At 67.4% G+C, this 25,327-nt stretch carries 16 protein-coding genes; 3 read left to right on the top strand and 13 right to left on the bottom strand.

The genetic code is table 11. From position 1 onward, the window contains the following. Positions 1-2: 2 nt before the first annotated feature. The 6 genes from EYF70_RS08580 to EYF70_RS08555 all read right to left on the bottom strand — a co-directional run bounded on the left by EYF70_RS08580 (position 3) and on the right by EYF70_RS08555 (position 8,318). The gene (locus EYF70_RS08580) at positions 3-3,371 is read right to left on the bottom strand and encodes a GDSL-type esterase/lipase family protein (protein ID WP_131145025.1); all 3,369 of its coding nucleotides are present in this window, start codon (positions 3,369-3,371) and stop codon (positions 3-5) included. A gap of 108 nt (positions 3,372-3,479) precedes the next feature. Further along, positions 3,480-4,526: an aldose epimerase family protein gene (locus EYF70_RS08575; protein ID WP_229420760.1), complete on the bottom strand. Its 1,047-nt coding sequence runs from the start codon at positions 4,524-4,526 to the stop codon at positions 3,480-3,482. A gap of 5 nt (positions 4,527-4,531) precedes the next feature. Further along, positions 4,532-5,728, bottom strand: a complete 1,197-nt coding sequence (locus EYF70_RS08570; protein WP_131145023.1) for a XylR family transcriptional regulator — start codon at positions 5,726-5,728, stop codon at positions 4,532-4,534. A gap of 212 nt (positions 5,729-5,940) precedes the next feature. Beyond that, positions 5,941-6,531, bottom strand: a complete 591-nt coding sequence (locus EYF70_RS08565; protein WP_131145022.1) for a PEP-CTERM sorting domain-containing protein — start codon at positions 6,529-6,531, stop codon at positions 5,941-5,943. Between the two features lie 135 nt (positions 6,532-6,666). After that, on the bottom strand, positions 6,667-7,437 hold the full coding sequence (gene hisN / locus EYF70_RS08560) for a histidinol-phosphatase (RefSeq protein ID WP_131145021.1): 771 nt from the start codon (positions 7,435-7,437) through the stop codon (positions 6,667-6,669). Then, positions 7,434-8,318 carry a LysR family transcriptional regulator gene (locus EYF70_RS08555; RefSeq protein ID WP_131145020.1) on the bottom strand — a complete coding sequence of 295 codons (885 nt, stop codon included), beginning with the start codon at positions 8,316-8,318 and terminating at the stop codon, positions 7,434-7,436. The genes hisN and EYF70_RS08555 overlap by 4 nt, the downstream gene beginning before the upstream one ends. 91 nt (positions 8,319-8,409) lie before the next feature. Here EYF70_RS08555 and EYF70_RS08550 point away from each other — a divergent pair, with 91 nt between their 5' ends. Next, on the top strand, positions 8,410-9,510 hold the full coding sequence (locus EYF70_RS08550; protein ID WP_131145019.1) for an NADH:flavin oxidoreductase/NADH oxidase: 1,101 nt from the start codon (positions 8,410-8,412) through the stop codon (positions 9,508-9,510). A 113-nt stretch (positions 9,511-9,623) separates the two neighbouring features. On the opposite strand, the gene EYF70_RS08545 is transcribed toward EYF70_RS08550, so the two are convergent. Both EYF70_RS08545 and EYF70_RS08540 read right to left on the bottom strand, forming a co-directional pair. Beyond that, positions 9,624-9,917 (bottom strand): hypothetical protein, encoded by a 294-nt coding sequence (locus EYF70_RS08545; RefSeq protein ID WP_131145018.1) that lies wholly within the window; start codon positions 9,915-9,917, stop codon positions 9,624-9,626. Between the two features lie 128 nt (positions 9,918-10,045). Beyond that, positions 10,046-10,435 (bottom strand): hypothetical protein, encoded by a 390-nt coding sequence (locus EYF70_RS08540; protein WP_131145017.1) that lies wholly within the window; start codon positions 10,433-10,435, stop codon positions 10,046-10,048. A 199-nt stretch (positions 10,436-10,634) separates the two neighbouring features. Between EYF70_RS08540 and EYF70_RS08535 the strand changes: the two genes are divergently transcribed. Continuing rightward, complete coding sequence (locus tag EYF70_RS08535; RefSeq protein ID WP_165497596.1) at positions 10,635-11,453, top strand: arylamine N-acetyltransferase family protein; 819 nt, start codon at positions 10,635-10,637, stop codon at positions 11,451-11,453. Between the two features lie 483 nt (positions 11,454-11,936). On the opposite strand, the gene EYF70_RS08530 is transcribed toward EYF70_RS08535, so the two are convergent. Together EYF70_RS08530 and EYF70_RS08525 are read right to left on the bottom strand one after the other, a co-directional pair. Beyond that, positions 11,937-15,107 (bottom strand): TonB-dependent receptor, encoded by a 3,171-nt coding sequence (locus EYF70_RS08530; protein ID WP_131145015.1) that lies wholly within the window; start codon positions 15,105-15,107, stop codon positions 11,937-11,939. A gap of 109 nt (positions 15,108-15,216) precedes the next feature. Continuing rightward, on the bottom strand, positions 15,217-18,234 hold the full coding sequence (locus tag EYF70_RS08525; protein WP_131145014.1) for a TonB-dependent receptor: 3,018 nt from the start codon (positions 18,232-18,234) through the stop codon (positions 15,217-15,219). Positions 18,235-18,499: 265 nt separating this feature from the next. Between EYF70_RS08525 and EYF70_RS08520 the strand changes: the two genes are divergently transcribed. Further along, positions 18,500-19,792, top strand: coding sequence for an SGNH/GDSL hydrolase family protein (locus tag EYF70_RS08520; protein WP_229420759.1), 1,293 nt, complete (start codon positions 18,500-18,502; stop codon positions 19,790-19,792). Between the two features lie 39 nt (positions 19,793-19,831). Here the strand turns inward: EYF70_RS08520 and EYF70_RS31015 are convergent, their stop codons facing one another. The 3 genes from EYF70_RS31015 to EYF70_RS08510 all read right to left on the bottom strand — a co-directional run bounded on the left by EYF70_RS31015 (position 19,832) and on the right by EYF70_RS08510 (position 25,235). After that, positions 19,832-20,005, bottom strand: a complete 174-nt coding sequence (locus EYF70_RS31015; RefSeq protein ID WP_165497595.1) for a hypothetical protein — start codon at positions 20,003-20,005, stop codon at positions 19,832-19,834. A gap of 286 nt (positions 20,006-20,291) precedes the next feature. Further along, complete coding sequence (locus EYF70_RS08515; protein WP_131145012.1) at positions 20,292-24,128, bottom strand: beta-galactosidase; 3,837 nt, start codon at positions 24,126-24,128, stop codon at positions 20,292-20,294. A 120-nt stretch (positions 24,129-24,248) separates the two neighbouring features. Then, positions 24,249-25,235 carry a GlxA family transcriptional regulator gene (locus EYF70_RS08510; RefSeq protein WP_131145011.1) on the bottom strand — a complete coding sequence of 329 codons (987 nt, stop codon included), beginning with the start codon at positions 25,233-25,235 and terminating at the stop codon, positions 24,249-24,251. Positions 25,236-25,327 lie beyond the last annotated feature (92 nt).

Genomic DNA, 25,327 nt, shown 5'->3' with positions numbered 1-25,327 from the left:
CCTCATTTTGCAATCTCCCCCATCACGATGCCCCGGCCGGCGCTGCTCATGTACACGCGCCCGAATGTATTCATGTCCCCGACGATGAAACCGCCATCGCCCGGACCGCCGTACTGGTGCGCGTCGTCGTTGATGCGCACCCAGTCGGCGCCCTCGTTCGTGGAACGCCAGAGGCCGCGCTGGCCGTCCACCGTGCCCCACAGGTAGATGGCCGGGTAAGCGCCATCGCGTCCGGCCTTGCCGAAACCGATCGCGCCGGCATACGTCACGCCGTCGAGCAGCGCGAACGCGCCGCCGCCATCGACCGAGCGGGCCAGGCCGCCATTCTTCAGTGGCACCCAGACGTCGCCGGCGCGGCCCGGCGCGGCGCGCACCAGGTCCGAGCCGCCCTTCGGCAGCTGCGCCCTGGCGGCGAAGGTGCGACCGGCATCGGTACTGACGAGGAACGCACCGTCCTGGTAGGCGTAGAAACGCTGCGCGTCGACCGGATCGGCCACCGGGCGGGCGCCGGCGATGCCTTGCGCGGGTGCCCAGCTGTCGCCATCGTCTAGCGATCGGAAAGTCACGCGCGACCTTTCAGGAGAATGCAGCAGTACCTTGCCGTCGGCCGACAGCGCCAGCTGGCCCTTGATGCCGTTGATGCCATTGGCGCCGCGCCCCAGCCGCCACGTGGCGCCGCCATCGCGCGTCACGTAGACCGACTTGCCCACGCGCGCCAGCACCTGCGGCTGCAGCGCCGCGTAGGCCAGGCCGAAGGTGGTGCCCATCTGTGGTTCGTGGATGCGGCCGTACTGTTTCAGGTCCGGGTGGATGAAGCCGTCGTAGTCGCCGATGGTCGACACCAGCGGCGCGCCCGGGCGGCTGACGAGGCCCAGCGGCACCGTTTCTTCCAGTCCCTTCACGTCGAAGCGCCAGGTGACGGTCGCGGCGTCCAGGTCCGATGTCTTGAATACGCCATTGCCCGAGGTGACCCAGGCGGCCTTCGGATCGAATGGATCGAAGACGATCGAACTGGCCCAGTGGATCGCGTGGCCCTTCACCCATGGCACGCCGGCGCGGTCCATTGCGAAGCCGCGTGCGACCAGGTCGGTCCACGTGGTGCCGCCGTCCGTCGACAGGTACAGGCGGTCGCCCTTGGCATCGCCCTTTTCCCGGCCTTGCGGCGCATACAGCGAGATGGTCGAGGCCAGCAGGCGGCGCGGATCGCTGCGGTCCACGCTGATGCCGGAGTAGGAGGCTGGTTGTCCCTTCGGTGTCACGTCCTGGCCGGAGCGGGCGGCGATGCCGTACTTGCGGATCGCGCCGCGGTCCATCTTCTCGTCGCCGCGCGGGTGCGGGCCGGCGCCGTTGGCGAACGTCACGTACAGGTGGCCGGCACCGTCGAGCGCGGCGCGCTGCGGCATCAGGCCGTCCGGCGTGGCATCCATCGGCACGAAGGTGGCGCCGCCATCGTCGCTGCGGAACAAATTCGTGCCGCCACGCGATACGCCGACGAACAGGCGCTGCGCCGTGCCGCCGGCCTTCACGCTGGCCGGATCGGGGATGACGAAGGCGATGCCGGCGCCGTTAGGCGTGGTGGTCACGTCCAGGCCCGGCAGGCGTTGCCAGGTCGCGCCGAAATCGTCGCTGCGGAACAGGCCGTTGGCGCGCGTGCCCACGTACAGCACATTGCCCGCGCCGGGGTCGACGGCCAGGCGTTCGCCGTTGTTGCGGCCCGCGCCATTACCGTGGGTCTTGAACTGCGCGGTCACGTCGGTGACGGCGAAGGTCTTGCCGTAATCGCGCGAACGCAGGATCGCCGTGCGGCCGCCGTTGTGGTACGCGATGCCGGCCAGCAGGTAGACTTTCGAGGCATCGCGCGGGTCGGCGGCCAGCGAATCCACGCCGAGCAGGCCGGTCTGCTCTTCCGACAGCCAGTCCAGCAGCGGCACCCACCGGTCGCTGGTCCAGCGATAGGCGCCGCCGACGTCGGTGCGCGCATACACGACGCCCCGCTCCGTGGTCGGAATCACCGCCGGCACGAAACCGCCGCCGCCGATCGGCACGCTGTCCCACCGGTAGCCGGTCAGCAGCGGCTGCAGGATCGGGTCCATCGCCTTGCCCCAGATTGCATAGCCGCGCGCGTTCGGGTGCAGCAGGTCCGGCATGATGTCCTTCGACAGCGTGCCCGCCTCGTCGAGGAAGGCGCTGCCGATGTCGGCGAAGAACACGCGGCGGTTGTCGGCGAATGCCGCGATGCGCTGGTTGATGGCGTTGTTGATGCGGCGCGACTGGCTGTCCACCGCGTCGCGCGGGAACACGCCCAGCAGCAGGATCTTCGCGTTCGGCAGGCGTTGCTGGAGCTCGTCGATGACGCGGCGCAGGCCGGCCGCCGTCGTTGCCGGATCTTCCTGCCGGCTACCGGTGTTGTTGGTGCCGGCCATCAGCACCACCACCTTCGGGTCGATGCCATCGACTTCGCCATGCTGCAGGCGCCACAGGATGTTTTCCGTGCGGTCGCCGCCGAAGCCCAGGTTGACGGGGTGGTAGCGGGCGTAGCGCCGCGCGAATTCTTCCTTGCCTTCCTTGGCCCAGCCTTCGGTGATCGAATCGCCGATGAACACCAGCTGCGGCGGCGTGCCGGCGGCGCGCAGCTGCGCATTTTCCTTCACCCGCTGCTCGTGGCGCGGCATCCACCAGTCGATGGCCCACGATTCGTTCAGCGGTTCGGCGGTCACGGAGCGCGTGCGGTAGTCGGGGCAGGCGGTATTCGGCGTGCCCGTCTTCAGGATGCGCAGGTTGGCGATGGCCACTTCGCCCTGCCCCGTCGCTTCCACTGAAAACGGTTTCATGACCGTTTCAAAAGTATCGCCGTCGCGCTGGAAGCAGCTCAGCGCGAACGACACGCTCTTCCAGCCCTGGCCGGACGCGGCGCGGCCCGGCAGCACGTACGGCACCTTGCGTTCGCAATCCTTGCCGCAGTCGAGCTTGAAGTCGATGCCGCCGTTCTTCATCTCGCGCACGTCCAGGTCGAAGGCGACGATGCCCTTGGCGAGGTAGGGGCGCAGGTCCAGGGGGGCGTGTTCGAAGCGCAGGCTGGCATACCAGGTCTTTTGCCATGCCAGCGTGAGGGCATCGCGGCCGGCCACCTTGCCGGCGGTGGCGCGCACGACAGCTTCCGGTTGTTTGATCGACTTGGGAACGACGGCGGACTTGGAGACGACGGCACCTGCCCCGGCCAGCGGCACGCTGTTTTCCGGGTCCGCGACCGTCACTTTCCAGCCGGCGGCAGGGCGGTTCTTGAACAGCGTCAGTGGATCAGGCGTATCCGCTCCGGCGGCCGCCGCATGTGCGGCAGCAACCGCCAGCAGCAGCGCAAGGGAATGGCGCATGGCGTCTCGTCGTTATGGTTTTGGCACCTTACGTGGTGCTGACAGCATTCTGGCGGTGGACGGTTGCACGCATCAATTACGAAATTGACCAGTTGCCCGAACGATATTTCAGCTTTGCAGTGAGGATTGGAGCGAGACACGGTAGACGGTGGTCTGCCGGTACACCTGGCCAGGCCGCAGAATCACGGCCGCGGCGCCCTTGCCGTTGAGCTGGTCGGGATAGGCGCCCGCTTCCAGGCAAAATCCGTCGTGTCGCGAATATGTGACACCGTGGCGCCCGCGCACGCCCGTCAGGCCATTCCCACTGTAGAACTGCAGCCCCGCCTCGGTGGTGGCCACGTCCAGCTGGCGCCCCGAGCCGGGATCGATGACGCGCGCCACGTTGCGCAGCCGGCCCGGCTCGCGCGGGTCGGACGGCAGGCAATAGCAGTGATCGAAGCCGCCGGCCACGCGGATCTGCGGGTCGGGCCAGCGCATGCGCGGCCCGATCGCGGCCGGCTGCCGGAAATCGAACGGCGTGCCGGCCACCTCGGCGCGGCCCAGCGGAATGCCCAGTTCATCGATGGCCAGGTAATGGTCGGCATCGATGCGCAGCATGTGGTCGCCCACGTCGGCGCTGCCGCCATTCAGGTTGAAGCACGGGTGCGAGCTGAGGTTGACCGGTGTCGGCGCATCGCAGGTGGCCTGGTATTCGATCGACAGGCTGCCGTCGTCGTCGAGCTGGTAGAACACCTGCACGGCCAGCGTGCCGGGAAAACCGCCCTGCCCGTCCGGCGACACGTACGACAGCGCCAGCCCGCCGTGCGCCAGTTCGCCATCCCAGTGCGCCGAATGGAAGCCCGCGTCGCCGCCATGCAGGTGGTTGCCGCGGTCGTTGACGTCGGCTTGCACCACGCGGCCATCGAGCTTGAAGCGGCCGCGCGCGATGCGGTTGGCCCAGCGGCCGATGATCGCGCCGAACCACGCATGGCGATGGTGGCGCAGGTATTCGTTCTCGGGATAGCTGAGCAGGATGTCGGCCATGCGGCCGTAGCGGTCCGGCGCCAGCCACGAGACCAGTGCCGCGCCGCGCTCGCTGATCGTCACGCGCATGCCCCAGGCGTTCGTCAGCGTGAATTGCTGGGCCGTGGCGGCGGAGGCGGCGATGGGCGGCATGATGTTCATCCGGGGACGTCGCCGGTGGTTTCGGCGCCGCGCTGGCGTTCCTGCCAGGCGCGCGGCGTGCAGCCCAGTTCGCGCTTGAACACCGAGTGCATGTACTGGCTGGAGGTGAAGCCGCAGCGCACCGCCACGTCGGCCAGGTTGCAGCCGCCGCGGGCCAGGAAGCCGGTGGCCGCCTCCAGGCGCAGGCGCAGGATCTCGTCGTGCACGCTGCGGCCCAGCTCCGCGCGGAAATGCGCTTCCAGCGACGAGCGCGAGATGCCGACATACTCGGCCACCTGGTCGGTCTTGATGCCCTGGCAGGCATACTGCCGGATGAAGTGGCGCGCGCGCATCACGTGTGGGTGCTTGCCCGCCTCGTGCTTGCTGGAGGCCAGCACGTTGATGCCGGCCGGCGGCACCAGGATGCGCGTGTCGGGCAGGCGCACGCCGTGCAGCATCTGGTCCAGCAGGTGGGCGGCGGTGCGGCCCATTTCCTGGGCGCCCTGGATCACCGAACTCATGGGAATGCGCGTCAGCATGCGCGCCAGCGGATCGTTGTCGATGCCGATCACGGCCACCTGCTCGGGCACCTCGATGCCGGCCAGCGCGCAAGCCTGCATCAGCTGGCGTGCGCGCGCATCCGTCACCGCGATGATGCCGACCGGCTTGGGCAGGCTGTGCAGCCAGGCGATCTGCTGCTCGACGGCCTCGCTCCAGTGCTGCGCGCTGGTGGCGTGGCCGCGGTACACCTCGGGCTGCAGCTTGTCGCGCAACAGCAGCTTGCAATAGGCTTTCTCGCGCTCCTGGGCCCAGCGGTTTTCCTGCGCCGCCGGCAGGCTGAAACAGGCGATGTTGCGCAGGCCCGCCTCGATCAGGTGATCGTAGGCCAGCTTGACCAGCTTGAAGTTGTCGGTGGCCACGTAGGGCACGCCGGCCGGATAGTCGGCGGCATTCTCGTACGACCCGCCGACGGCAACCAGCGGCACACGCGTGGAGGCCAGCGCGCTGGCCACCAGCGGATCGTCGAAGTCGGCGATGATGCCGTCGCCCTGCCAGCCGTCGATGCCGGCCAGGCGCAGCCGGAAGTCCTCTTCCAGGAACAGGTCCCACGCGGTGCGGGTACTGGCCAGGTAACCGGCGATGCCGGTGATGACTTCACGGTCGAAAATCTTGTTGGCGTTGAAAAGCAGCGCGATGCGGTGCGTTCTCAGCATCTGGTTTGTCTCCCCATGCTCCGTTCGGTGGGCGCCATTGTAATAGTCGAGAGGGCGCAACGGGCGATCGTGTGGCAATTCTGCTCACGGGGGAAGCGGCGGGCAATTATGAAATTCACCGGCGGGCGTTGCGATTCTTGACAACGATTTCAAGCTCGCGCGGAATTGGACCGGTTGCACGCTGCGCGCGCGAGCAGCGTGCAGGAAAACGATCAGCGGCGGCGACGGCGGGCCAGCATCAGCGTGCCCAGGCCAAGGCCCAGCATGGCGATGGATGCCGGCTCGGGAACAGGGCTCGTGCTGGTGACGAACTTGGTCTCCGGCGTCCAGGTCCAACTTGTAATATGGCCTGAATCGTATCCATGCCATGTGTACTTGTAGAATTCGCCGGTTTTTACCGAGTTATAATGAGCGTTGTATTCGACACTGACGTTACGGTATGCATCGATCGTCAAGCCTTCGCTGGCGGAATACGAAAAGGCTTTGACGCAGTAGGAGATGAAATAACCGTCCGAATAACTTTCGCAAACGTTCTCGAGGTTGAGCCTGCCGATTTTCAATGACACCAGCTCGTTCTTCGAGTAGGCGCCATCATTGTTCAGATCGTTGGCAACGAAATGCCCTGTCAGGCTCTCATTGGGCTTCAGGACGCCATGGTAGGCGTCATAAAATCCCTTGTAGGCGAAGTACAAGGTGTCGGCTGACGCACTTGCGGATACCAGCGCACCGAGAATGCCAGCAAGGATGACTTTCTTCATTTTTGGCCCCGTTTGTGCCAATAGCAATTTATTCTTCACGGCCATTACCCCTTTCTCGCGTCGAGTAAAAGCCCAAAGTCTGGCACGGCTCAAAAAATCTGTTAAGTTAAATTCAATACTGTTGTACGTTGTTCATTTCATATGGCAAGCCATCGGAGCATTGGCATGGAGACAGGCCGGTCACGCCGCATGCCGCAGCCGCTCCACCAGTTGCGCGTGCAGCGCCCGGTCGCCGCAGGCCAGCACGGTGCCGCCCTGCTGGGCATCGCCGCCGTCCCAGGAAGTGACGATGCCGCCGGCGCCCTCGATGATGGGCATCAGCGCCTGGATATCGAACGGTTTCAGCCCCGCCTCGACAACGGCGTCGATGTGCCCGGCGGCCAGCATGCAGTAGGCATAGCAGTCGGCGCCGAAGCGCACCAGCTGGGCGTCGGCGGCCAGCGCATCCCAGGCGGCGCGCTGGGCGGGCACGCGCAGGATTTCCGGCGCCGTCGTCATCACGCGGGCGGACGCCAGGCTGGCGCAGGGCCGCGTGCGCAGTGGCTCGCCGTTCAGCCAGGCGCCATCCGGCGCGCCGGCAAAGAACTCGCGCGTAAACGGCTGGTACATCGCGCCCACCACGGGCCGGGTGCCGTCGTTCAGCGCGATCAGCGTGCCCCACAGCGGCAGGCCGCAGATGAACGAACGCGTGCCGTCGACCGGGTCGAGCACCCAGTGGTACGGGCTGCTGCCCCGGTGCACGCCTTCTTCTTCGCCGACGATGCCGTGCTCCGGATAGCGCGCGCGAATCAGCTCGCGCATGGCCCGCTCGGCCGCCCGGTCGGCGATGGTGACGGGATCGTAGGCGCCCTGCTCCTTGTTTTCCACGTCCAGGCGGGTGCGGAAATGCGGCATGGCCGCGGCGGCGGCGGCATCGGCCAGCTGGCGGGCGAACTCCAGGTACTCGGTCATCGGATGGTCCTCTCTGAAAGTTGCTGGTACAGGTAATCGGCCACGCGGCGGGCGCGTGCCGGCAGCGGCCATTCGGCACGGTGGATCAGCCACAGCGTATCGACCACGGGCGCGGCCATGTCGATGACGCGGATCGCTTCCTGCCGCGCGAATGCCCGGCGTGCATGGGTGGGAATGACGGTGAAGCCCAGGCCCCGCGCGACGGGTTCGAGCAGCAGGCCGACCTGGTTGGAAAAGCCGCGCGCCGGCACGGTGGCGATGCCCGGATTGCCGGGGAAGGCGCGGCTCAGCAGGCGCGTCGCCATCGCGTGGCCTTCCGGGTGGTCGATGAAGCCCAGCGCCTGCAGGTCGCTCCAGCCGCGCACGTCGGAAGCCGCCGGCACCACCAGCTCCAGCGCTTCCTCGGCGAACGGCGCGGCGGCCAGGCGCGCATCGTCCGGTTTCAGGGCGACGATGCCCAGGTCATAGCGCTTGTCGAGCACCTGGGCCAGCGTTTCGCGGTCGGGCGCGAAGCGGTGGCGGATCGCCAGGCCGGGATGGGCAAGCTGGAAGTCCAGCAGCAGCGGATAAAGGAACAGGCCCAGGCTGCCGGGCGTGACCAGCCCGACGTCGCCGCAGCAGGCTTCCTCGTCGGCGATGCGCACGGCCAGCCGCCGGTCGGCTTCCTCGATCTCGGCGCAGTACTGCAACAGCGCGCTGCCGGCGGGCGTCAGCTCGATCGCGCGTGGCCGCCGGATCAGCAGGGGCCCGAGCCGGTCTTCCAGCTGGCGCACATGCTGGCTCACGGCGGCCTGCGTTAGCCCCAGCCGTTCCGCGGCGCGGGTGAAGCTGCCGGTATGGGCCAGCGCGGTAAACGACTGCAGCCATTGCGGCGGATGCATAACAAACTCTAATGGGAGAGATAAGGTGCCATCAGTTTACATGATGCCGGGCCGCGCTTACAGTGCTTCCTCCTCATTTTTTCGAACACACATGTCCGCACTCTTCACTGAATTCACCCTCAAGGATGTCACGCTGCGCAACCGCATCGCGGTACCGCCGATGTGCCAGTACAGCGCCGTCGACGGCTATACCAATGACTGGCACCTGGCCCACTACACGAGCATCGCGCGCGGCGGTGCCGGCCTGGTGATCGTCGAAGCCACCGCTGTCTCGCCGGAAGGCCGCATCACGCCGGGCTGCACGGGCCTGTGGGAAGACGGCCAGGCCGAGGGCATGGCGCGCATCGCCGCCGCCATCAAGGCCGGCGGCGCGGTGCCGGGCATCCAGATCGCCCATGCCGGCCGCAAGGCCAGCGCCAACCGTCCGTGGGAAGGCGACGACCATCTTGCCGAAGGCGACCCGCACGGCTGGCAGACCATCGCGCCCTCGGCGATCGCCTTCGGCGCCAACCTGCCGAAAGTGCCGCAGGCGATGACGATCGCCGACATCGAGCGCGTGAAAGCCGACTTCGTGCAGGCCGCGCGGCGCGCCCGCGATGCCGGTTTCCAGTGGCTCGAGCTTCACTTTGCCCACGGCTACCTGGCGCAAAGCTTTTTCTCGGCGCACTCCAACCAGCGTGACGACATCTATGGCGGCAGCGCGGAAAACCGCGGCCGCTTCCTGCTTGAAACGCTGGCCGCCGTGCGCGAGGTATGGCCGGAGAACCTGCCGCTGACGGCCCGCTTCGGCGTCATCGAGTACGACGGCCGCGACGAGGAAACCCTGCTCGAATCGATCGACTTGACGCGGAAGATGCGTGCCGGCGGGCTGGACCTGCTGAACGTGTCGGTCGGCTTCACGATCCCGAAGACGGCGATTCCGTGGGGCCCGGCCTTCCTGGCACCGGTCGCCGAACGCGTGCGCCGCGAAGCCGGCCTGCCGGTCGCCGCCTCCTGGGGCATCGACGCGCCGGCCAATGCCGACCGCGTCATCGCGGATGGCCAGATGGACCTGGTGATGGTGGGCCGCGCGCTGCTGGCCGATCCGCACTATCCGTACCGCGCGGCGAAGGACCTGGGACTGGCGCGCCCGTCGTGGGTGCTGCCGGCGCCGTATGCGCACTGGCTGGAACGCTACGCGATGCAGGCCTGATTCCCGCCGGCGGCGGCAGGCGTCATTCCGGAAAGCGGCTCAGGCGAGCGTATCGATGATGCCGCTGGTATAGGAAGCGCCGATGACGAACGCGGCGGCGGATGGATTGGCCTTCAGGATCGCCGCCCATTCGCCGCTGCTGGCGAGGCCCCCGCGTTGTTATCGGTGCCCGTACCGCTGCCGCCGGGCGTTGCCGATGCGGTGCCGGCCTGCGCCAGGGTATTGAGCAGTCCGGCCGGAGAATACAGCTGCGCGGCCGGCGAGCCGCCCAGCATGGCCACGATACCGCCCGTCGACGACAGGCTGGTCGCCTTCGCGGCCAGCGAGGCATTGCTGGTGCGGGCGACCGTGGTCGTGGTGGGGGTGTAGACGCCGGAAGCCGGCGCGCTGGTTGCGGAGATGGCCATGGCCCCATGCTAGCGCTGAAAATGCCATAAAGCAATATCTCGACGCCAAAAGCCGGGCCTGCACAGCAGGTTTCCCGCCGCGCTACAACATGGCCCGCGGGATCTTCACAGCGGATCCCGCGCTGCGCTCAACGCAGTTCGCCGCCGGACGAAGCGCAGTTGAAGCTTCCCTTGTCTTCCAGCTTGACGGCCACGCCGGTGCCCACCGGCCGCGCCCACGCCCAGGCACCCATCTTCTGGCTGGTGTTCAGGTTGATCACGGTATCCGCCCCGATGGCCCGCGCATCCGCCGCCATTAATGGCAGCAGTTCGTTCACGCTGCCGTAGGTCTGCTTGGAACTGTTGATGTTGCCGAGGACCTTGTGCTTCACCCCTTCCGGCAACGGCGAGCGCAGCATGCACACCTGGCCGACGTGCGGAGCCAGCTTCGTGGCTTGCGGATCGGCCAGTTTGACATTGGAACGTGCCGCACAGGCGGCCAGGGTGGCGAAAAGGGCCAGCAGGATGATCTTTTGCACGTCATTTCCTTTCGCAAGATTCGGGTGCCCGCATTATGCAAGGTAGCTGCGGAAGGAAATGTATTGAATTGTCACAAAGACAAAATTTTCCTGCCAGGTGCCCGGGGTCAATGCGGCACGCCGGTGACCTAGGAGAATGTCGAGGCTTCCGTCCGCGCCTGAATTACACTGCTCCCGTTATCGTTTCCGGGAGCATCCAGTGTCCGACTCCATCGCTGCATACCTGAACCTGACAGGCGCCGGCGTGCCCGGCATTGCGCCATCCCTCGACACGCTGGCCCGCCTCCAGCGCGGCCATATCCAGGCCATCCCGTTTGAAAACCTGAACCCGCTGGCCGGTCTGCCGGTGTCGCTGGAGATCCCCGCGCTGGTGAAAAAAGTCACCGAGCGCCGGGGCGGGTACTGTTTCGAGCACAACACGCTGTACCGCCACGCCCTTGCAACGCTGGGATTCCAGGCGACGCCGCTGCTGGCGCGCGTGCGCATGACCGCCCCGCCGGACGTGGTCACGCCCCGCACGCACATGCTGCTGCTGGTGGAGATCGACGGCGAACGCTTCATTTCCGACACGGGCTTCGGCAAGATGACGCCGACCGCGCCGCTGCGCCTGGTCGCGGACACCGTGCAGCACACGCCGCACGGCCGCTACCGCCTCGCCAGCCTGGGCGACGAATGGCGGCTGGAAGCGGAGGTGGATGGCGACTGGCTGCACCTGTATGTGTTCGACCTGCGCCCGGCCTACCCGGTGGATTTCGAGATGTCGAACTGGTATGTGTCGACCCATCCCGTCTCCCATTTCACGCGCGACCTGATCGCCGTGCGCACGGTCGACGAGGGCCGCCACGTGCTGCACAACACGCGCTACTCGTTCCAGCCCTCGGAGCTGCCGGCCGAACGCCGCGAACTGGTGTCGGGCGAGCAGATCGCACAAGTCCTGGAAGACACCTTCGGCCTCGCCGCCAGCGACGTTCCCGGCCTGGCGGCAAAGCTCGACGGCATCGCCCGGCGGCCGGCCTGATGGTCGCGTATTAAGTGTGCAAGTGATGATCGTGCATGGTTTCACCCCAACGGCGAAGGGCTGGGGTCAGGAAGGAATGCTGGCATGCATGCCAGCACCGTTCCGCAGGCGCGAAGCATGCTTCGCGAAACCCCTGCATCACCCCGCCGGGGCGTAGCCGGGGTTTCAAGGAGCATGGCTCCTTGCCGGCGTAGCGGTACTGGCCTGCAGGCCAGTACTCCTCCCTGACCCCGGACTTTGCACCGGGGTTGCTTCATGCACGACTGGCCCGCCTGTCCATCAGAACCTGTAGCTCGACCCCAGCACGAGGTCCGTCCCGATTCAATGATCGTCAGCCCGCGCATCGATTGCTTCAACCAGTAACTGCTTGCGGGGAAACACCGGTGTCAGACACCATTTCCGGACGAATCACCCGGAAATGGTGTCTGACACCGGTTCTTTTAGGCCGGCGGCGTTGCTCGAAGCCGCCGGCCCGCCTGCCCATCAGAACTTGTAGCTCGCCCCCAGCACGAAGGTCCGCCCCGACTTCACGAACAGCAGCGTATCCTGCCGCTGCGTATCGTTGTAGTAGCGCGTCGGTTCGTTCGACAGGTTCTGCGCCTCGAACGAAATGCGCAGGTGCGGCGTGACCTGGTACGACGTGCTCATGTCGTACGTGGTGGTGCCGTCCGCGACCAGGTAGTCGTGGCCGTCCACGTTGCCGCGGATGCCCCGGTAATAGCTGGACCGGTTGGCGCGCGAGACGCGGGCGCTGAACTTCTCGTCGTCGTAGTAGACCGTCAGGTTGTTCGCGCGTGGCGACAGGCCGGTGAAGTTCGTGATCATGAACAGTTCCTCGTTGCCCGGCGTGCGCGGGTTGTCGAGGCGCGTCAGGTACTTGATCTTCGACTTCACGCGCGTCACGTTGGCCATCATGCCGAAGTTCGACCAGGCGCCCGGCAGGAACGAGAACGGCGTCTGCCACGAGAATTCCGCGCCGTTCAGCGGGCCGCCGCTGGTGTTGACCTGGCGGCTGACCGACACCATCGTATCGGGCAGCGTCGGGCAGGCCGGCGTGCCGCCGGTGATCGAGCAGCCGGTCGGCGTCTGCAGCAGGTCGTTCGGGATGCCCAGGGACGAGTAGGTCGCCAGTTCCGACACGCCCTGGATGAAGGACTTCATGTCCTTGCGGAACACGCCCAGGCCGATCATCGCGTCCTTCGCGTAATACCACTCGCCCTGCAGGTCGAAGGTGTTGGCGCGGATCGGATCCAGGTTCGGATTGCCGATCGAGACCGACTGGCCGGTGGTGTTGACCGACACCGATGGCGTCAGCCCCACGTAGTCCGGGCGTGACATCACCTTGCCGGCCGAGAAGCGCAGGAACACGTCGTTCGGCAGGATCGCCGTCAGGTTCAGCGCCGGCAGCCAGTCGCGGTATTTCTTGTAGCCGTAGTTCGGCTGCAGCTTGCCGTTGACGTTGATCAGCGCCATCGAGTTCAGCTTCGTCTCGGCGCCGCGTATGCCCAGGTTGCCGCGGAAGGTTACCGGGCCCACGTCATAGTTGAAGTCCACGCTGGCGAACACCGCGTTGATCTTTTCCTCCACCCAGCGGTTCGATTGCGTCAGGTAGTTATACTCGGAGCCCGGCACGGCGGCGCAGTGGCACTCGATGTCCCAGGCGGCGCGGAACTTGTCCAGGTCCACCGTGGCCCACGAGGTCGGCACGCCGGTGCCGCCCAGGTTCTTGCCGAAGCCGGTGATCTGCTGGGTATAGTCGCCCACCGTGGTGCCGGCCGGCAGCGTCAGGCCATTGCCGCCCGAGCCCAGTTCGAGGTTGCCCCAGCGGTTCTTGCGCGCCGACAGGCCCGTCTTCAGCGTGATGTGGTCGTTCACTTCCCACTCCACGTCGGCCTGCGTGGTCTGCAGCCGGTTGGTGGTCTTCAGGTAGCGGCCCACGAACTGGCCGTGCAGCGTGCCGTTGGTCTCTTGCGGCCCGAACGTGAAGTTGTCGGGATTGGCCACGTCGATGCCGAAATTGATGACCGGCACGTCGCGGTTCTGGCGGAAATCGAACGAGAAGCCATCCACGTTCGGCGCGTCGAACTGCACGGTGGCGCGCATCGGCTCGTCCAGCTTGGAGTCGGACACGCCGTGCATGAAGTTGGCGCGCAGCGTGTCGGTGAAGCGGTGGCCGACCGTGAACACGTGCTGCTTGAAGATGGTCTGGTAGACGTCCACCAGGCCCTCGGTGCGGATGTCGACGTCGTTGAACTTGCCGTACATCCAGCGGCCATCGCCGTTGAATTCCGCATCCACGATCGAGGTCTGCGGCTTGCCGTTGGCCTGCGCCATGGTGCGCCCGAACGAGATCGCCGAGATGTAGTTATCGTAGCGGACGTTGTCGAACTTGCCGTACATGAGGTCCAGGTTGACATCCGTATCGGCGTTCGGCTTCCACTGCAGCGCTCCCGTCATGCCCAGGCGCTCGTAGTCGGTCATCGAGCGGCGGAAGCGGGGAATGCGCGGGTGGAACGCGCCGTTGCCGGCGGCCGGATTGGCCACCAGGCCGCCGTAGTCGTCGCGGCGGCCGAACACTTCGTTGTAGGCGGTGGCATCGGTCAACCGGTCGGCGCCGGGGCCGCACGAGGTGGCGGTCACGCCCTTGACAGGGTCGTTGGGCGGCGTCTGCGGGCTCACGCCGACCGGCGAGCAGAAGCCGCCATCGGTGTTGGCCGCCACGATGCTGACGGCCTCGTAGCCCTCTTCCTGCGCGCGCCGCTTGGACCACGCGCCGGAGATCAGCGCGCCGAAGCGGCCGTACGGGGTTTCCCAGCGGTCGGAGATCAGGCCCGTGACGCGCGGCTGCGTCTTCTTGCCCATCTCCCGGTAGGATTCCTGCAAGCCCAGGCTGATGGTGCGGCCCTTGAAGTCGAACGGACGCCCCGTGCGCAGGTCGACGGTGGCGCCCAGCGAGCCCTCTTCCACGGCCGCCTCGGCGGTCTTGCGCACCGACAGGCTGTTGAACAGTTCCGAGGCGAACACGGAAAAGTCGAAGCCGCGGCCCCGGTTCGTGCTGCCGTTGATGTCCGAGGCACCGGTGGCGGCCACGCCTTCGATGCCGTTGATGCGCACCCTGGTGAAGCCGGAATTCAGGCCGCGCACGGTGATCTGCTTGCCCTCGCCGCCGTCCCCCCGTTCCAGCGCCACGCCCGGTACGCGCTGCAGCGACTCGGCCAGGTTGGCATCGGGGAATTTCGAAATGTCCTCGGCCTTGATCACGTCGACGATGCCGTCAGTGTTCTTCTTCGTGTTCAGCGCGCTGTTCAAGCTGGCGCGGAAGCCCGTCACGACGACGGTATTGGTTTCGGCGCCGCTGCCCTGGCTGGCCGGCGGGGCCGAGGAACCGGTGGCCGCCGGCGCGCCGGACTGGCCGCTCGACTGCGCGCCCGGCTGCGCACTGGCTCGTGTATCGGCTGGAGCGCCGGCTTGTGTATCGGCTGGCACCCCGGCCTGCGCAGCTGGCTGCTGGCCCGCCGGCGCGCTTGCCTGCGCGACCTGTTGTCCATCCAGCTGCCCCGCGTCACCCGTCGCTTGCCGGGCATTGGCGTGGGCGGCCATCGCACACACAGCCAGTGCTGCAAGCGCTATCAACTTCGGTTGGGGTCTTTGCATGTCTCATCCTCTCTTGCGTTGATGTCTCGCGCCCTGAATGTTCATTACCGATTCAAGACACTTGCGAATGCACCAAGCCCGCAGTTGCGGGCCTGGTGTTACTGCGGAATCAGAACTTGTAGCTGAGGCCCAGCACGGCCGAGCGGCCCGAATGCACGTACAGCAGCGTGTCGTTGCGCTGCGTGTCGCGGCCGTAGCGCAGCGGCTCGTCGGTCAGGTTCTGGCCTTCGAGGGAGATGCGCAGGTTCGGCGTCAGCTGGTAGGAAACGCTGGCGTCGATATTGGTCGAGCCGTCGACCACCGTGAAGTCGTGGCCCTGCACGTCGCCCAGCACGGCCAGCAGGTACGAGGAACGGTGCGCCTTCGATACCCGTGCCGAGAACTTCTCGTCCTCGTAGAAGAACGTCAGGTTGTGCGCGCGCGGCGACAGGCCCGTGAAGTTGGCGCGCACGCTGAGCAGCTCGTTCGCCTCGGTGCGCGGATTGTCGACCCGCGTGATGTAGGTGATCTTCGACTTCACGTGCGTGTAGTTGGCCAGCAAGCCGAAGTTCTTCCACACGCCGGGCAGGAAGGTGAACGGCGCCTGCAGGTTGAACTCCAGGCCGTTGAGCGGTCCGCCCGGCGTGTTGACCTTGCGGCTCACCACCACCGAATCGGTCGGCGAGGTCGGGCAGCCCGGCGTGCCGCCGGTGATCGAGCAGCCGTTGAAGACCAGCAGGTCGTTCGGCAGGCCCAGCGTGTTGTAGACGGCGCGCTCGGAGACGGTCTGGATGAAGCTGTCGATCTCCTTGCGGAACACGCCCAGCGACACCATCGCGTTCTTGGCGTAGTACCACTCGGCCTGCAAATCGTAGGTCTTGGCGCGGATCGGATCGAGGTTGCCGTTGCCGATGCCGACGGTGCCGGACTGGCCGGACACGGTGGCCGATGGCGCCAGGTCCACGTACTCCGGGCGCGACAGCGTCTTGCCGGCCGAAAAGCGCAGGAACACGTCCTTCGGCAGCTGCGCCGTCAGGTTGAAGGCCGGCAGCCAGTCGCGGTATTTTTTCGTGACGATGTTCGGCTGCAGCTGGCCGTTCACGTTGATCAGCGCCATCGACGTGGCCTTGGTTTCCGCGCCGCGCACGCCCACGTTGCCGCGCCAGCCGATGCCGAACAGGTCGTAGTTGAAGTCGACCATGCCGTACAGCGCATCGATCTTTTCCTCGACGGCGCGGTTGGCCTGCGTCAGGTAGGCGTACTGCGAACCCGGCACCGCGTCGCAGTGGCACTCGATGTCGTAGATGGCGCGCAGCTTGTCCAGGTCCACCGCCGCCCACGACGACGGCACGGCGGCGCCCAGTCCCTTGCCGAAGCCGGACACCTGTTGCGAGATGTCGGCCAGCGTCACGCCGGCCGGCAGGGCCAGGCCGTTGCCGCCCGAGCCGATCTCCACGTTGCTCCACGTGTTCTTGCGGTTCGAATAGCCGCTGCGCAGCGTCAGGTTGTCGTTCAGCTCGAACGTGCCATTGAGTTCCGTGGTCTTCAGCTTGTTGCGGGTGTTCAGGTAGCGGCCCACGAACTGGCCATGCAGCGTGCCGTCCACTTCCTGCGGGCCGAACGTGAAGCTGTTCGGGTTCGATACATCGATGCCGAAGTTCAGTGCCGGCACGTTGCGGTTGCCGCGGAAGTCGTACGAGAAGCCGTCCACGTTCGGCGAGTCGAACTGCACGGTGGCGCGCATCGGCTCATCGAGCTCGGAGTTCGAGGTGCCATGCAGGAAATTGACCTTGAAGCGGTCGCTGAAGCGGTGGCCGCCCGAGAACACGTACTGCTTGAAGGTCGTGGTGTACACGTCGAGCAGGCCTTCGCTGCGGATATCCACGCCGTTGAACTTGCCGTAGTCCCAGCTGCCGTTCTCGTCGAAGTGCGATTCCACGATCGAGGTCTGCGGCTTGCCGTTGGCGGTCTGCAGCGTGCGGCCGAACGAGATCGCCGAGATGTAGTTGTCGTAGCGGCGGTTCTCGAACTTGCCGTACATGAGGTCGAGGTTGACATCGGTGTCCGCCGACGGACGCCATTGCAGCGCGCCGGTGAGGCCGGTGCGCTCGTAGTCCGTCATCGAGCGGCGGTAGCGTGGAATGCGCGGATGGAACGCGCCCGAGCCGGCCGCCGGGCTGGCGATCGTGCCGCCATTGTTGTCGGTGCGGCCCATCACGTCGTTCCATGCCGCCAGGTTCGAGGTGCGCGGTTCGCCGAAGCCGCAGTTGGCGGCATCGATGCCCTTCACCGCGTTGCTGGCGGGGTTTTGCGGCGCCACGCCGGCCGGCGAGCAGAAGCCGCCGTCGGCATTGGCCGACAGCAGGTCCACCGCTTCATAGCCCTCTTCCAGCGCGCGGCGCTTCGACCATGCGCCGGAGACCAGCGCGCCCACCTTGCCGTACGGCGTTTCCCAGCGGTCCGACAGCAGGGCCGTCACGCGCGGCTGGGTTTTCTTCGACAGGTCGTTGTAGTACTCCTGCACGCCCACGCTGGCGGTGCGGCCCTTGAAATCGAACGGGCGCCCGGTGCGCAGGTCGACGGTGGCGCCCAGCGAACCTTCCTCGACGGCCGCCTCGGAAGTCTTCCGGACTTCCAGGCTGTTGAACAGTTCCGAGGCGAACACGGAAAAGTCGAAGCCGCGGCCGCGGTTGGTGCTGCCGTTGATGTCCGACGAACCGGTGGCCGCCACGCCTTCGATACCGTTGATGCGCACCCTGGTGAAGCCGGCGTTCAGGCCGCGCACCGTGATCTGCTTGCCCTCGCCGCCATCGCCGCGCGCCAGTGCCACGCCGGGCACGCGCTGCAGCGACTCGGCCAGGTTCGCGTCGGGGAACTTGGCGATATCCTCGGCCTTGATCACGTCGACGATGCCGTCGGAATTCTTCTTGGTGTTCAATGCGCTGTTCAGGCTTGCGCGGAACCCCGTCACGACGACGACGTTCGGATCTTGTGCGCCCTGTTGTGCGCCCTGTTGTGCGGCCTGTGCTGGCGGTACCGGCTGTTCCTGCGCCGCCGCCTGCGCCGCCAGCGTGGCGATCGCCAACGCCAGGCTCGTCAACCGCGCGGCCGGCAACGCGCGGTTCCCCATGTGCTTCGTGGACTTCATACCGTCTCCTCGCTTTTTTGCTGATTTTTTTTAACCACGCTCCGTTTGCCGGAGTCCATGCGATCTTAGGACGAGATCATTTGCCGAGGGGATGCGTGCAGCAATCACTCACACAGTTGAGCCGTTAGGGCGGGATTCGGTGCAAAAGCTGACGATGCTGTGTGCTTTGAACAACGCCGGTTTCCTCTTGCGCAGCGCGGCATCGCTGCTTACAGTGTCGCCTGCCGCCGGCACCGCCGGACACCAACGAATCGAGGAGAGCACTTTGAAGACACCGCACCTGCCCGCCCGGCGCCGCCTCATTTCCGCGACGCTGGCCGCCGCTGTCGCCATGGCCGCGCTGGCCGGAATGCCGCTGGCGCACGGCGCGCCGGCGGCAGGCCAGGACTGGGTCGCCACCTGGGGCACGGCGCCGGCCGACGCGCCACCGAAGACGCCGCAGGCGTTCGCCGACCAGACGGTCCGGATGATCGTGCGGACCAGCATCGGCGGCAGCCAGGTGCGCGTGCGCCTGTCGAACGAACTGGGAGCCGCGCCGCTGCGCATCGGCGCGGCCCACGTGGCCTTGCGCGCACAGGACGCGGATATCGCCGCCGCATCGAACCGCGCGCTGACGTTCGGCGGCCGCCCGTCCGTGGTGATACCACCGGGTGCGCCGGTGCTGTCCGACCCGGTCGACCTGGCGGTGCCGGCCCAGGCCGACCTGGCCGTGAGCCTGTACCTTCCGGGCCAGGCGCAGGCCACGACGGTGCACGGCAACGCGTTCCAGACCAGCTATGTGTCCGGGCCGGGCAACTTCGCCGGCGCGGCGGCGTTCCCGACGCGCGGCACGATCACCTCATGGCCCTTCCTGACGGCGGTGGACGTGACGGCGGCCGGGGCCGGGACGATCGTCGCGCTGGGCGATTCGATCACCGATGGTTCCAACACCACGGCGGACAGCAACCGCCGCTGGCCGGACGTGCTGGCGCGGCGGCTGCTGGCGGAACGGCCCGATGTGCGCTTCGGTATCGTCAACCGGGGCATCGGCGGCAACCGGCTGCTGCGCGATCCGGGCGAGTGGCCGCCGTTCGGCCGTGCCGTGCTGGCGCGCTTCGACCGCGACGTGCTGGCCACCGCGGGCGTGCGCCACGTGGTGCTCCTGGTCGGCATCAACGATATCGGCCACCCCGGCACCGGCGGCATGCCGGCCAGCGACGGCCCCACGGCGGACGACCTGATCGCCGGCTACCGGCAAGTGATCGCACGGGCGCGCGCGCACGGCATCGCGGTTCACGGTGCCACGCTGACGCCGTTCGAAGGCACCACCTTCGCCGGCTACTACACCGCGCAAAAGGACGCGGTGCGCCAGGCCGTCAACCGGTGGATCCGGGAAAGCGGCGAGTTCGATTCCGTGATCGATTTCGACCGGGCCCTGCGCGACCCTGCACAGCCATCCCGGCTGCTGGCGAAGTACGACAGCGGCGACCACCTGCATCCGAACGATGCCGGCATGGCCGCGATGGCCGCCGCGGTGCCGCTGGAATTGTTCAGCGGCGCTGCTGCCGCGCCGCGCTGATCGCAGGGGAACCCCGCCCGGACTGCCGCATGCCCGGGCTCAGGCAAACGGCCGCACGGCCGTGAGCGGCGTGGCGTTCTCCGCGCTGCCGGGCGGATCGGTTTCATCGAGGGTGCCTTCGATGCCATCCCAGACCTGCACCAGCGCGGCCCAGCAGGCCAGCGCCGGGTCCGTGCGCGTGACCAGTTGCGCTACCGCGGTATCGCTGCTCAACTTTACATACCCTGCGTCCATGCGTCCTCCCGTGTTCAGGCACAGGGTGGACCGTTCGCGGCTCGCCGTCCGTTAGCTGGCGCACACGGTGACGGGATTCAACGGAACCGGACCAGGCCTCGATGCCGCTTAGTGAAGTATTCGCCAAGACATTGAAAGCGCATGCATTCACCCCAACAGCGAAGGGCTGGGGTCAGACCCGGCGGGTCTGACCCCGGAATTTGCACCTGGGGTGGGCTTATTCAAGCGGCATGAGGACCAGGCCCGGTTCCGGCGGCGGATCGCTTCAGCGGCGCGCGTCCTGCGGCGTCGCCACCATGTCCAGCGGCACGCCGCCGCGCGCGGTGCGCAGGTTGACCAGGCGCACGGGTTCCAGTGCGTTGCCCTTCTTGCCGTCGGCGGTGACCGCCAGCGCGATCGTGTTGCGCCCGTTCGGATTCAGGATGCCCGGCGGGATGACGAAGGTGCGCTGCGGGCCGATGTGGGCGATGAACTGGCCCATGTTCCAGCCGTTCACGAAGATCAGCGCGCGGTTCTCGCGCTCCGAGCGGGGTGCCGACGTATCGCCGAACGCCAGGCCCAGCTGCACGTCGTGCGCCTTCGGCAAATCGAGGTCGAAGCTGGTCTTCAGCCAGTACGTACCGGCCGCCGGCGGCGCATCGGTCGGTTTCGCGGCCGTCCAGCCGGCGGCGGTGCTTCCGGCCGAGGGCAGGTGCCAGCCCTCGCGCTCGCCATGCAGGCCGCCATTGTTCAGCGGGCCGCGCGCCACGTCGGCCAGCGTTTCGCCGCCGCGGCGGCCCTGGATGCGCCACGCGATCGGCACGCCGAAGCGCTTGCCGCCCTTCGCGGTCAGCGATGCCGAAATCAGGCCGCGCGCCTCGCGGTGGTAATCGTCGGCCATCAGGTTCCAGTTGTGCGAATTGTTGCGCACCATGACGGCGATCACGTGCTTGCCCGGCTTCAGCTCATTTGCCCCCTCCAGGGCCAGTTTCACGCTGTCGGTGGTTTCCGGGAACGAGCGGCCCGTGTCCATCTCGTGCTGGCCGACGAAGCGGCCGTCGATCCATACCTGCACCATGCCGGCGCCGCCGGCACCGTAGAACAGTTCCAGCTGATTTGTCCGTGGATCGGTAACGTCCACATGGCCGCGGTACCACACGTCGCCATGATGGAAGCCGTAGTCGCTCATCGCCAGCGTGGGCTGGCCGCGCTCGGGCATGGTCCACGTCTGCGCCGCCGAGGGGCGGCTGTCCGCCTTGACCCACGCCGTGTCGTCGAAGCCGGGCTGCGCTTCGGGGCTGTCGGCGCGGCGCATCCACGGCAGCGCCGCCAGGTCGGGCAGCCTGACGGCGGCCGGGCCGGCCACGGCATGCGATTTGAAGCTGCCATCCGGCTGCGCGCTCAGCGACAAGGCCTCGCCGTTGAACGATGCGGCATCGAACTTCGGCCCCCAGATCTCGATCACGCTGGCGGCGGTGGTGTCGCCCGTCAGCGCCAGCTTGCCGCCGGCCAGCGTGGCGCTGCGCACCATCGCCGGCGTGAGTTGCAGCACCTGGCCGGCCGGGGTTTTCTGCGTCCAGAACTGCTGGCTGGTCTTTTCATCGGCCAGCAGCAACAGCAGCGGCGCGCGGCCACCGCCGCTGATGCGCACGCGCGCCAGGCCGTCGTGCGTGTAGCTCAGCTTCAGGTCGCCCTTTGCCGCATCGAAGCTCGACGCCACCTTGCCGGCCAGGACTTCCACCTTCGGCGCGCTGGCGAAGCGCAGCACGGTTTCGCCGGCTTCGCCGCCACGGCCGTGCAGCAGCGCGATATCGCGTTCGCCGTTGTTGAAGTGCGTCTGCAGTTCGGAGCTCGAATACACCAGGTGCTGCCGCTCCAGCGGATAGGCGGCCAGCAGCATCTTGGCATCCTGGCCGTTCAGGCGCAGCGGCACGCGGTAGCTGCCGTCCCGCGTGGCCAGGTCGAAGGTGAAGCTGTCGTCGCTCAGCAGGTCGGACGGGCTGTGCACCGCCAGCAGCACGTGCGCGCCCAGCTTCGGATTGACGTTGTGGTACACCTTCACCCGGTCCGACGACGTGGCGATGGCCGGGCCCTTGTCCATCTGCGCCAGGGCCTGTTCCGCCGCCTGCACCATCATGCCCTGCTGCTTCAGCGCCAGCGCCTTCGGCCGCAGGCCGCGGTCTTCCGAGATCGGCGCGCCGTAATCGTAGGACGTGTACACCACCGGGCCCGCCAGCCAGCCCCACGAGGTGCCGCCGAACGTCATGTAGACATTGTGGATGGTGATCCGGTTGATCAGGTTGGTGCCGTAGAACACCCGCTGGAAGCCCTTGCCCTGGCGCTCGGCGGTGCACTCGTAGGTGCCGTTCGAACCCCAGTAGTCGAACCAGCCGGCGCCCAGTTCGGCCGCGAAGCCGGGCGTCTTCGGCGATGTCAGGGCGCCCGCCTTCGGCCCCGGCTGCGCATAGATACCCCAGTCCGGCGCCTTGTTCGGACCGGACGGATCGGCGAACACGTTGCAGCTGCCGCCCGGGTAGCCGTCGAACGCGTAGATGTCGGTGGGGCCCTTGTTGGCCCACGGCGCCGCGGAATCCTTCGGCGCCCAGTCGGGCAGGCGGCCGGCCGCGTTGTGGAAGAACGGCACCGTGATGCCGTCGGCGCGGGCCTTCTTCGCCAGGTGTTCCATCTGCCGCACGTGCTTCGGTTCCACCTTGCCCAGTTCGTTTTCCAGCTGGTAGGCGATGATGTTGCCGCCGCCGGTGGTGATCTGGTGGCGCGCGATGATCGCGTTAATCTGCGTCATCCATTCATCCGCCGCGGCCAGGTAGGCTGGATCGTCGGTGCGCGCCTCGCCGCGGTTGCGGAACATCCAGCCCGGATAGCCGCCGCCGGTCAGCTCCGCGTTCACGTACGGGCCGGTGCGGGCGATGATGTACATGCCCTCTTCCTCGGCGATCTCGATCGCCCGCTCCACGTTGCGGATGCCGTTGAAGTCGTACACGCCCGGCGCCGGCGAGTGGTAGCCCCAGTCGAAGTAGAAGGCGATGCCGTTGAAGCCGACCGCCTTCATCTTCTGGATCACGTCGCGCCACAGCGAGGGGCTGGGCAGCCGGAACGGGTGCACTTCGCCGGACCAGACGACGATGCGCTTGCCGTCGACCATCAGCGAATGCTCGTCCCACGACACTTTTTTCGGCTGGCCTTTCGGCTTCGTGGCCGCCGCGAACGCCTTGCGTTCTTCCGGGATGACCGATGCGTTGCCGACCATGCCGGACACGCCGCCCACCTGCGCCTTCGGCGACCAGGTGCGCAGGTCGCGGCTGTCCGCATACCAGTACTGCAGGCCGCCGGCATCGGCGAAATAGGCGCGCCAGGTGCCGTCGGCCAGTTTCACCAGCGACTGGCCACCGGACGATGCGCCCGGGCCGCCACCCTGCTGCACGGCCCACGGCCCCGCCAGCGTCTTCGCGGTGGCCACTTCCAGCGCGCCGCTCGAAGCATTGCGCAGCAGCGCCGTGTAGCCGCCTTCGGTGGCGACGATCGACGCGCCGCCCGCGAGGCCTTGCACGGCCTGTGGCGCCGACCAGGTGGTGAAGCCGGCATCCGGCGCGACGATGAAGGTTGCCGTGCCCGCCGCCACCACCACTTTGAGCGCGCCGTCCGCATCGCGCACCCAGCGTGGCGCCGACGGCTTCGCCCCGCCGGCCAGTGCCAGCGGGGCCGTGCGCAAGGTTTCCCACTTCTTCAGGTCGGGCGAACGGGCGATGCCCAGGCCACCGCCGTGCGCGTAGACGGCATAGTATTGACCTTCGTGCCGCACGATCGATGGATCGGCCAGCGCGGCGCCGCCCGGCGCATGCGCCTCCGAAGCGAGCGTGGTGAACGTCACGCCATCGCTGGACGAGTACACGCTGAATTTCCCGTCCGCCGACAGCGGCACCGCCGTCATCAGGAACACCGGCGCGTTGGCGCCGGCATTGGCCTGCGCCTGGCGCTGCTGCATGTCGGACGCCTGCGGAATGCCCAGTTCCTGGGCGCCCGCGTGCAATGCCAGCACGGCGAGGCTCAATTGGACAAGGCGGGGCAGGCTGCGGCGACGGAACGAGGCGGGAATCTTGGGCATCGGGACAGGTTGGCTAAGGGTTCGAACAGTGGCAGATCATAAAGCCTTTTGCCTGTGCAACATGCCCCCTCACTGGTCAATCCATTGAGCGTTTCGCTGGAATGCCGGGCGTTCAGCCAGCTACGCGATGGCGCCCGCGCCGGGCTGGAAACGCTTCCGGTAAGCCGACGGCGAGGTTTGCAGCGCCGCCCTGAAATGCTGGCGCAGCGACAGCGCCGCGCCGAATCCCGCTTCCTGCGCGACCACCTCGATCGATGCGCTGGTGGTTTCCAGCAGCCGCTGGGCATGCGCCATGCGCTGGTTCAGCAGCCACTGCTTGAACGAGGTGCCGGTGGCCTGCCGGAAGTGGCGTGTAAACGTGCGGCGGCTCATCGCGGCGCGCGCGGCCAGCGTGTCGATGCTGTGCTGGTGCTGCGGGTGCCGGGCCACCCAGTCCAGCACCTGGGCGAAGCGGCCATCGCTGCCGGACACCGGCAAGGGCCGCTCGATGAACTGGGCCTGGCCGCCGTCGCGGTGCGGCGCCACCAGCAGCCGGCGCGCCACGCGGTTGGCGGCATCCGCCCCGCACAGCTGCCGCAGCAGGTGCAGGCAGCAGTCGAGCCCCGCGGCCACGCCGGCGGAGGTGAGCACGTCGCCCTCGTCGACATACAGCACTTCCTCGTTGACGTGGACGCGCGGGTGGCGCCGCGCCAGCTCGTCCGCCGCGGCCCAGTGCGTGGCGACCGTGCGGCCATCGAGCAGGCCCGCCTCGGCCAGCGGGAAGGCGCCCAGGCACAAGCCCACCACGCGGGCGCCACGGCCGTGCGCACGCCGCAGCGCGCCGAGCAGCGCCGCCGGCGCCGGCCGGCAGTCGTCGTGCCAGGCCGGCATCACGACGATGTCGGCATCGTCGAGCGCGGCCAGGCCCCGGCGTGTGGCGATGGCGAAGCCGGCGGATGTCTGCAGCGGGCCTTTCCCCTTCTCCGCCGAGCAGACTTCGACGTCGAACCGTGCGGCGCCGGCGCCCAGGTTTGCGCCAAACACCAGGCATGGCACGGACAGGTGGAAGGGCGTGATGCCGTCGAACGCAATGACGGCCACTTTCAGGGGATGGGTAGATTCGGGCATGACCGTATTGTAGGCCCATTTCTATCGAAACAGTGCCTTCGGGCCACTGTTCGCCGCACGCGCCGCAACCGACAATGCTTCTCACCGGGCGC

Source organism: Pseudoduganella albidiflava, assembly GCF_004322755.1.
Lineage (GTDB): Bacteria > Pseudomonadota > Gammaproteobacteria > Burkholderiales > Burkholderiaceae_D > Rugamonas > Rugamonas albidiflava.
The sequence above is the reverse complement of the archived record's forward strand: the minus strand, read 5'-3'. Positions and strand labels throughout refer to the sequence as shown.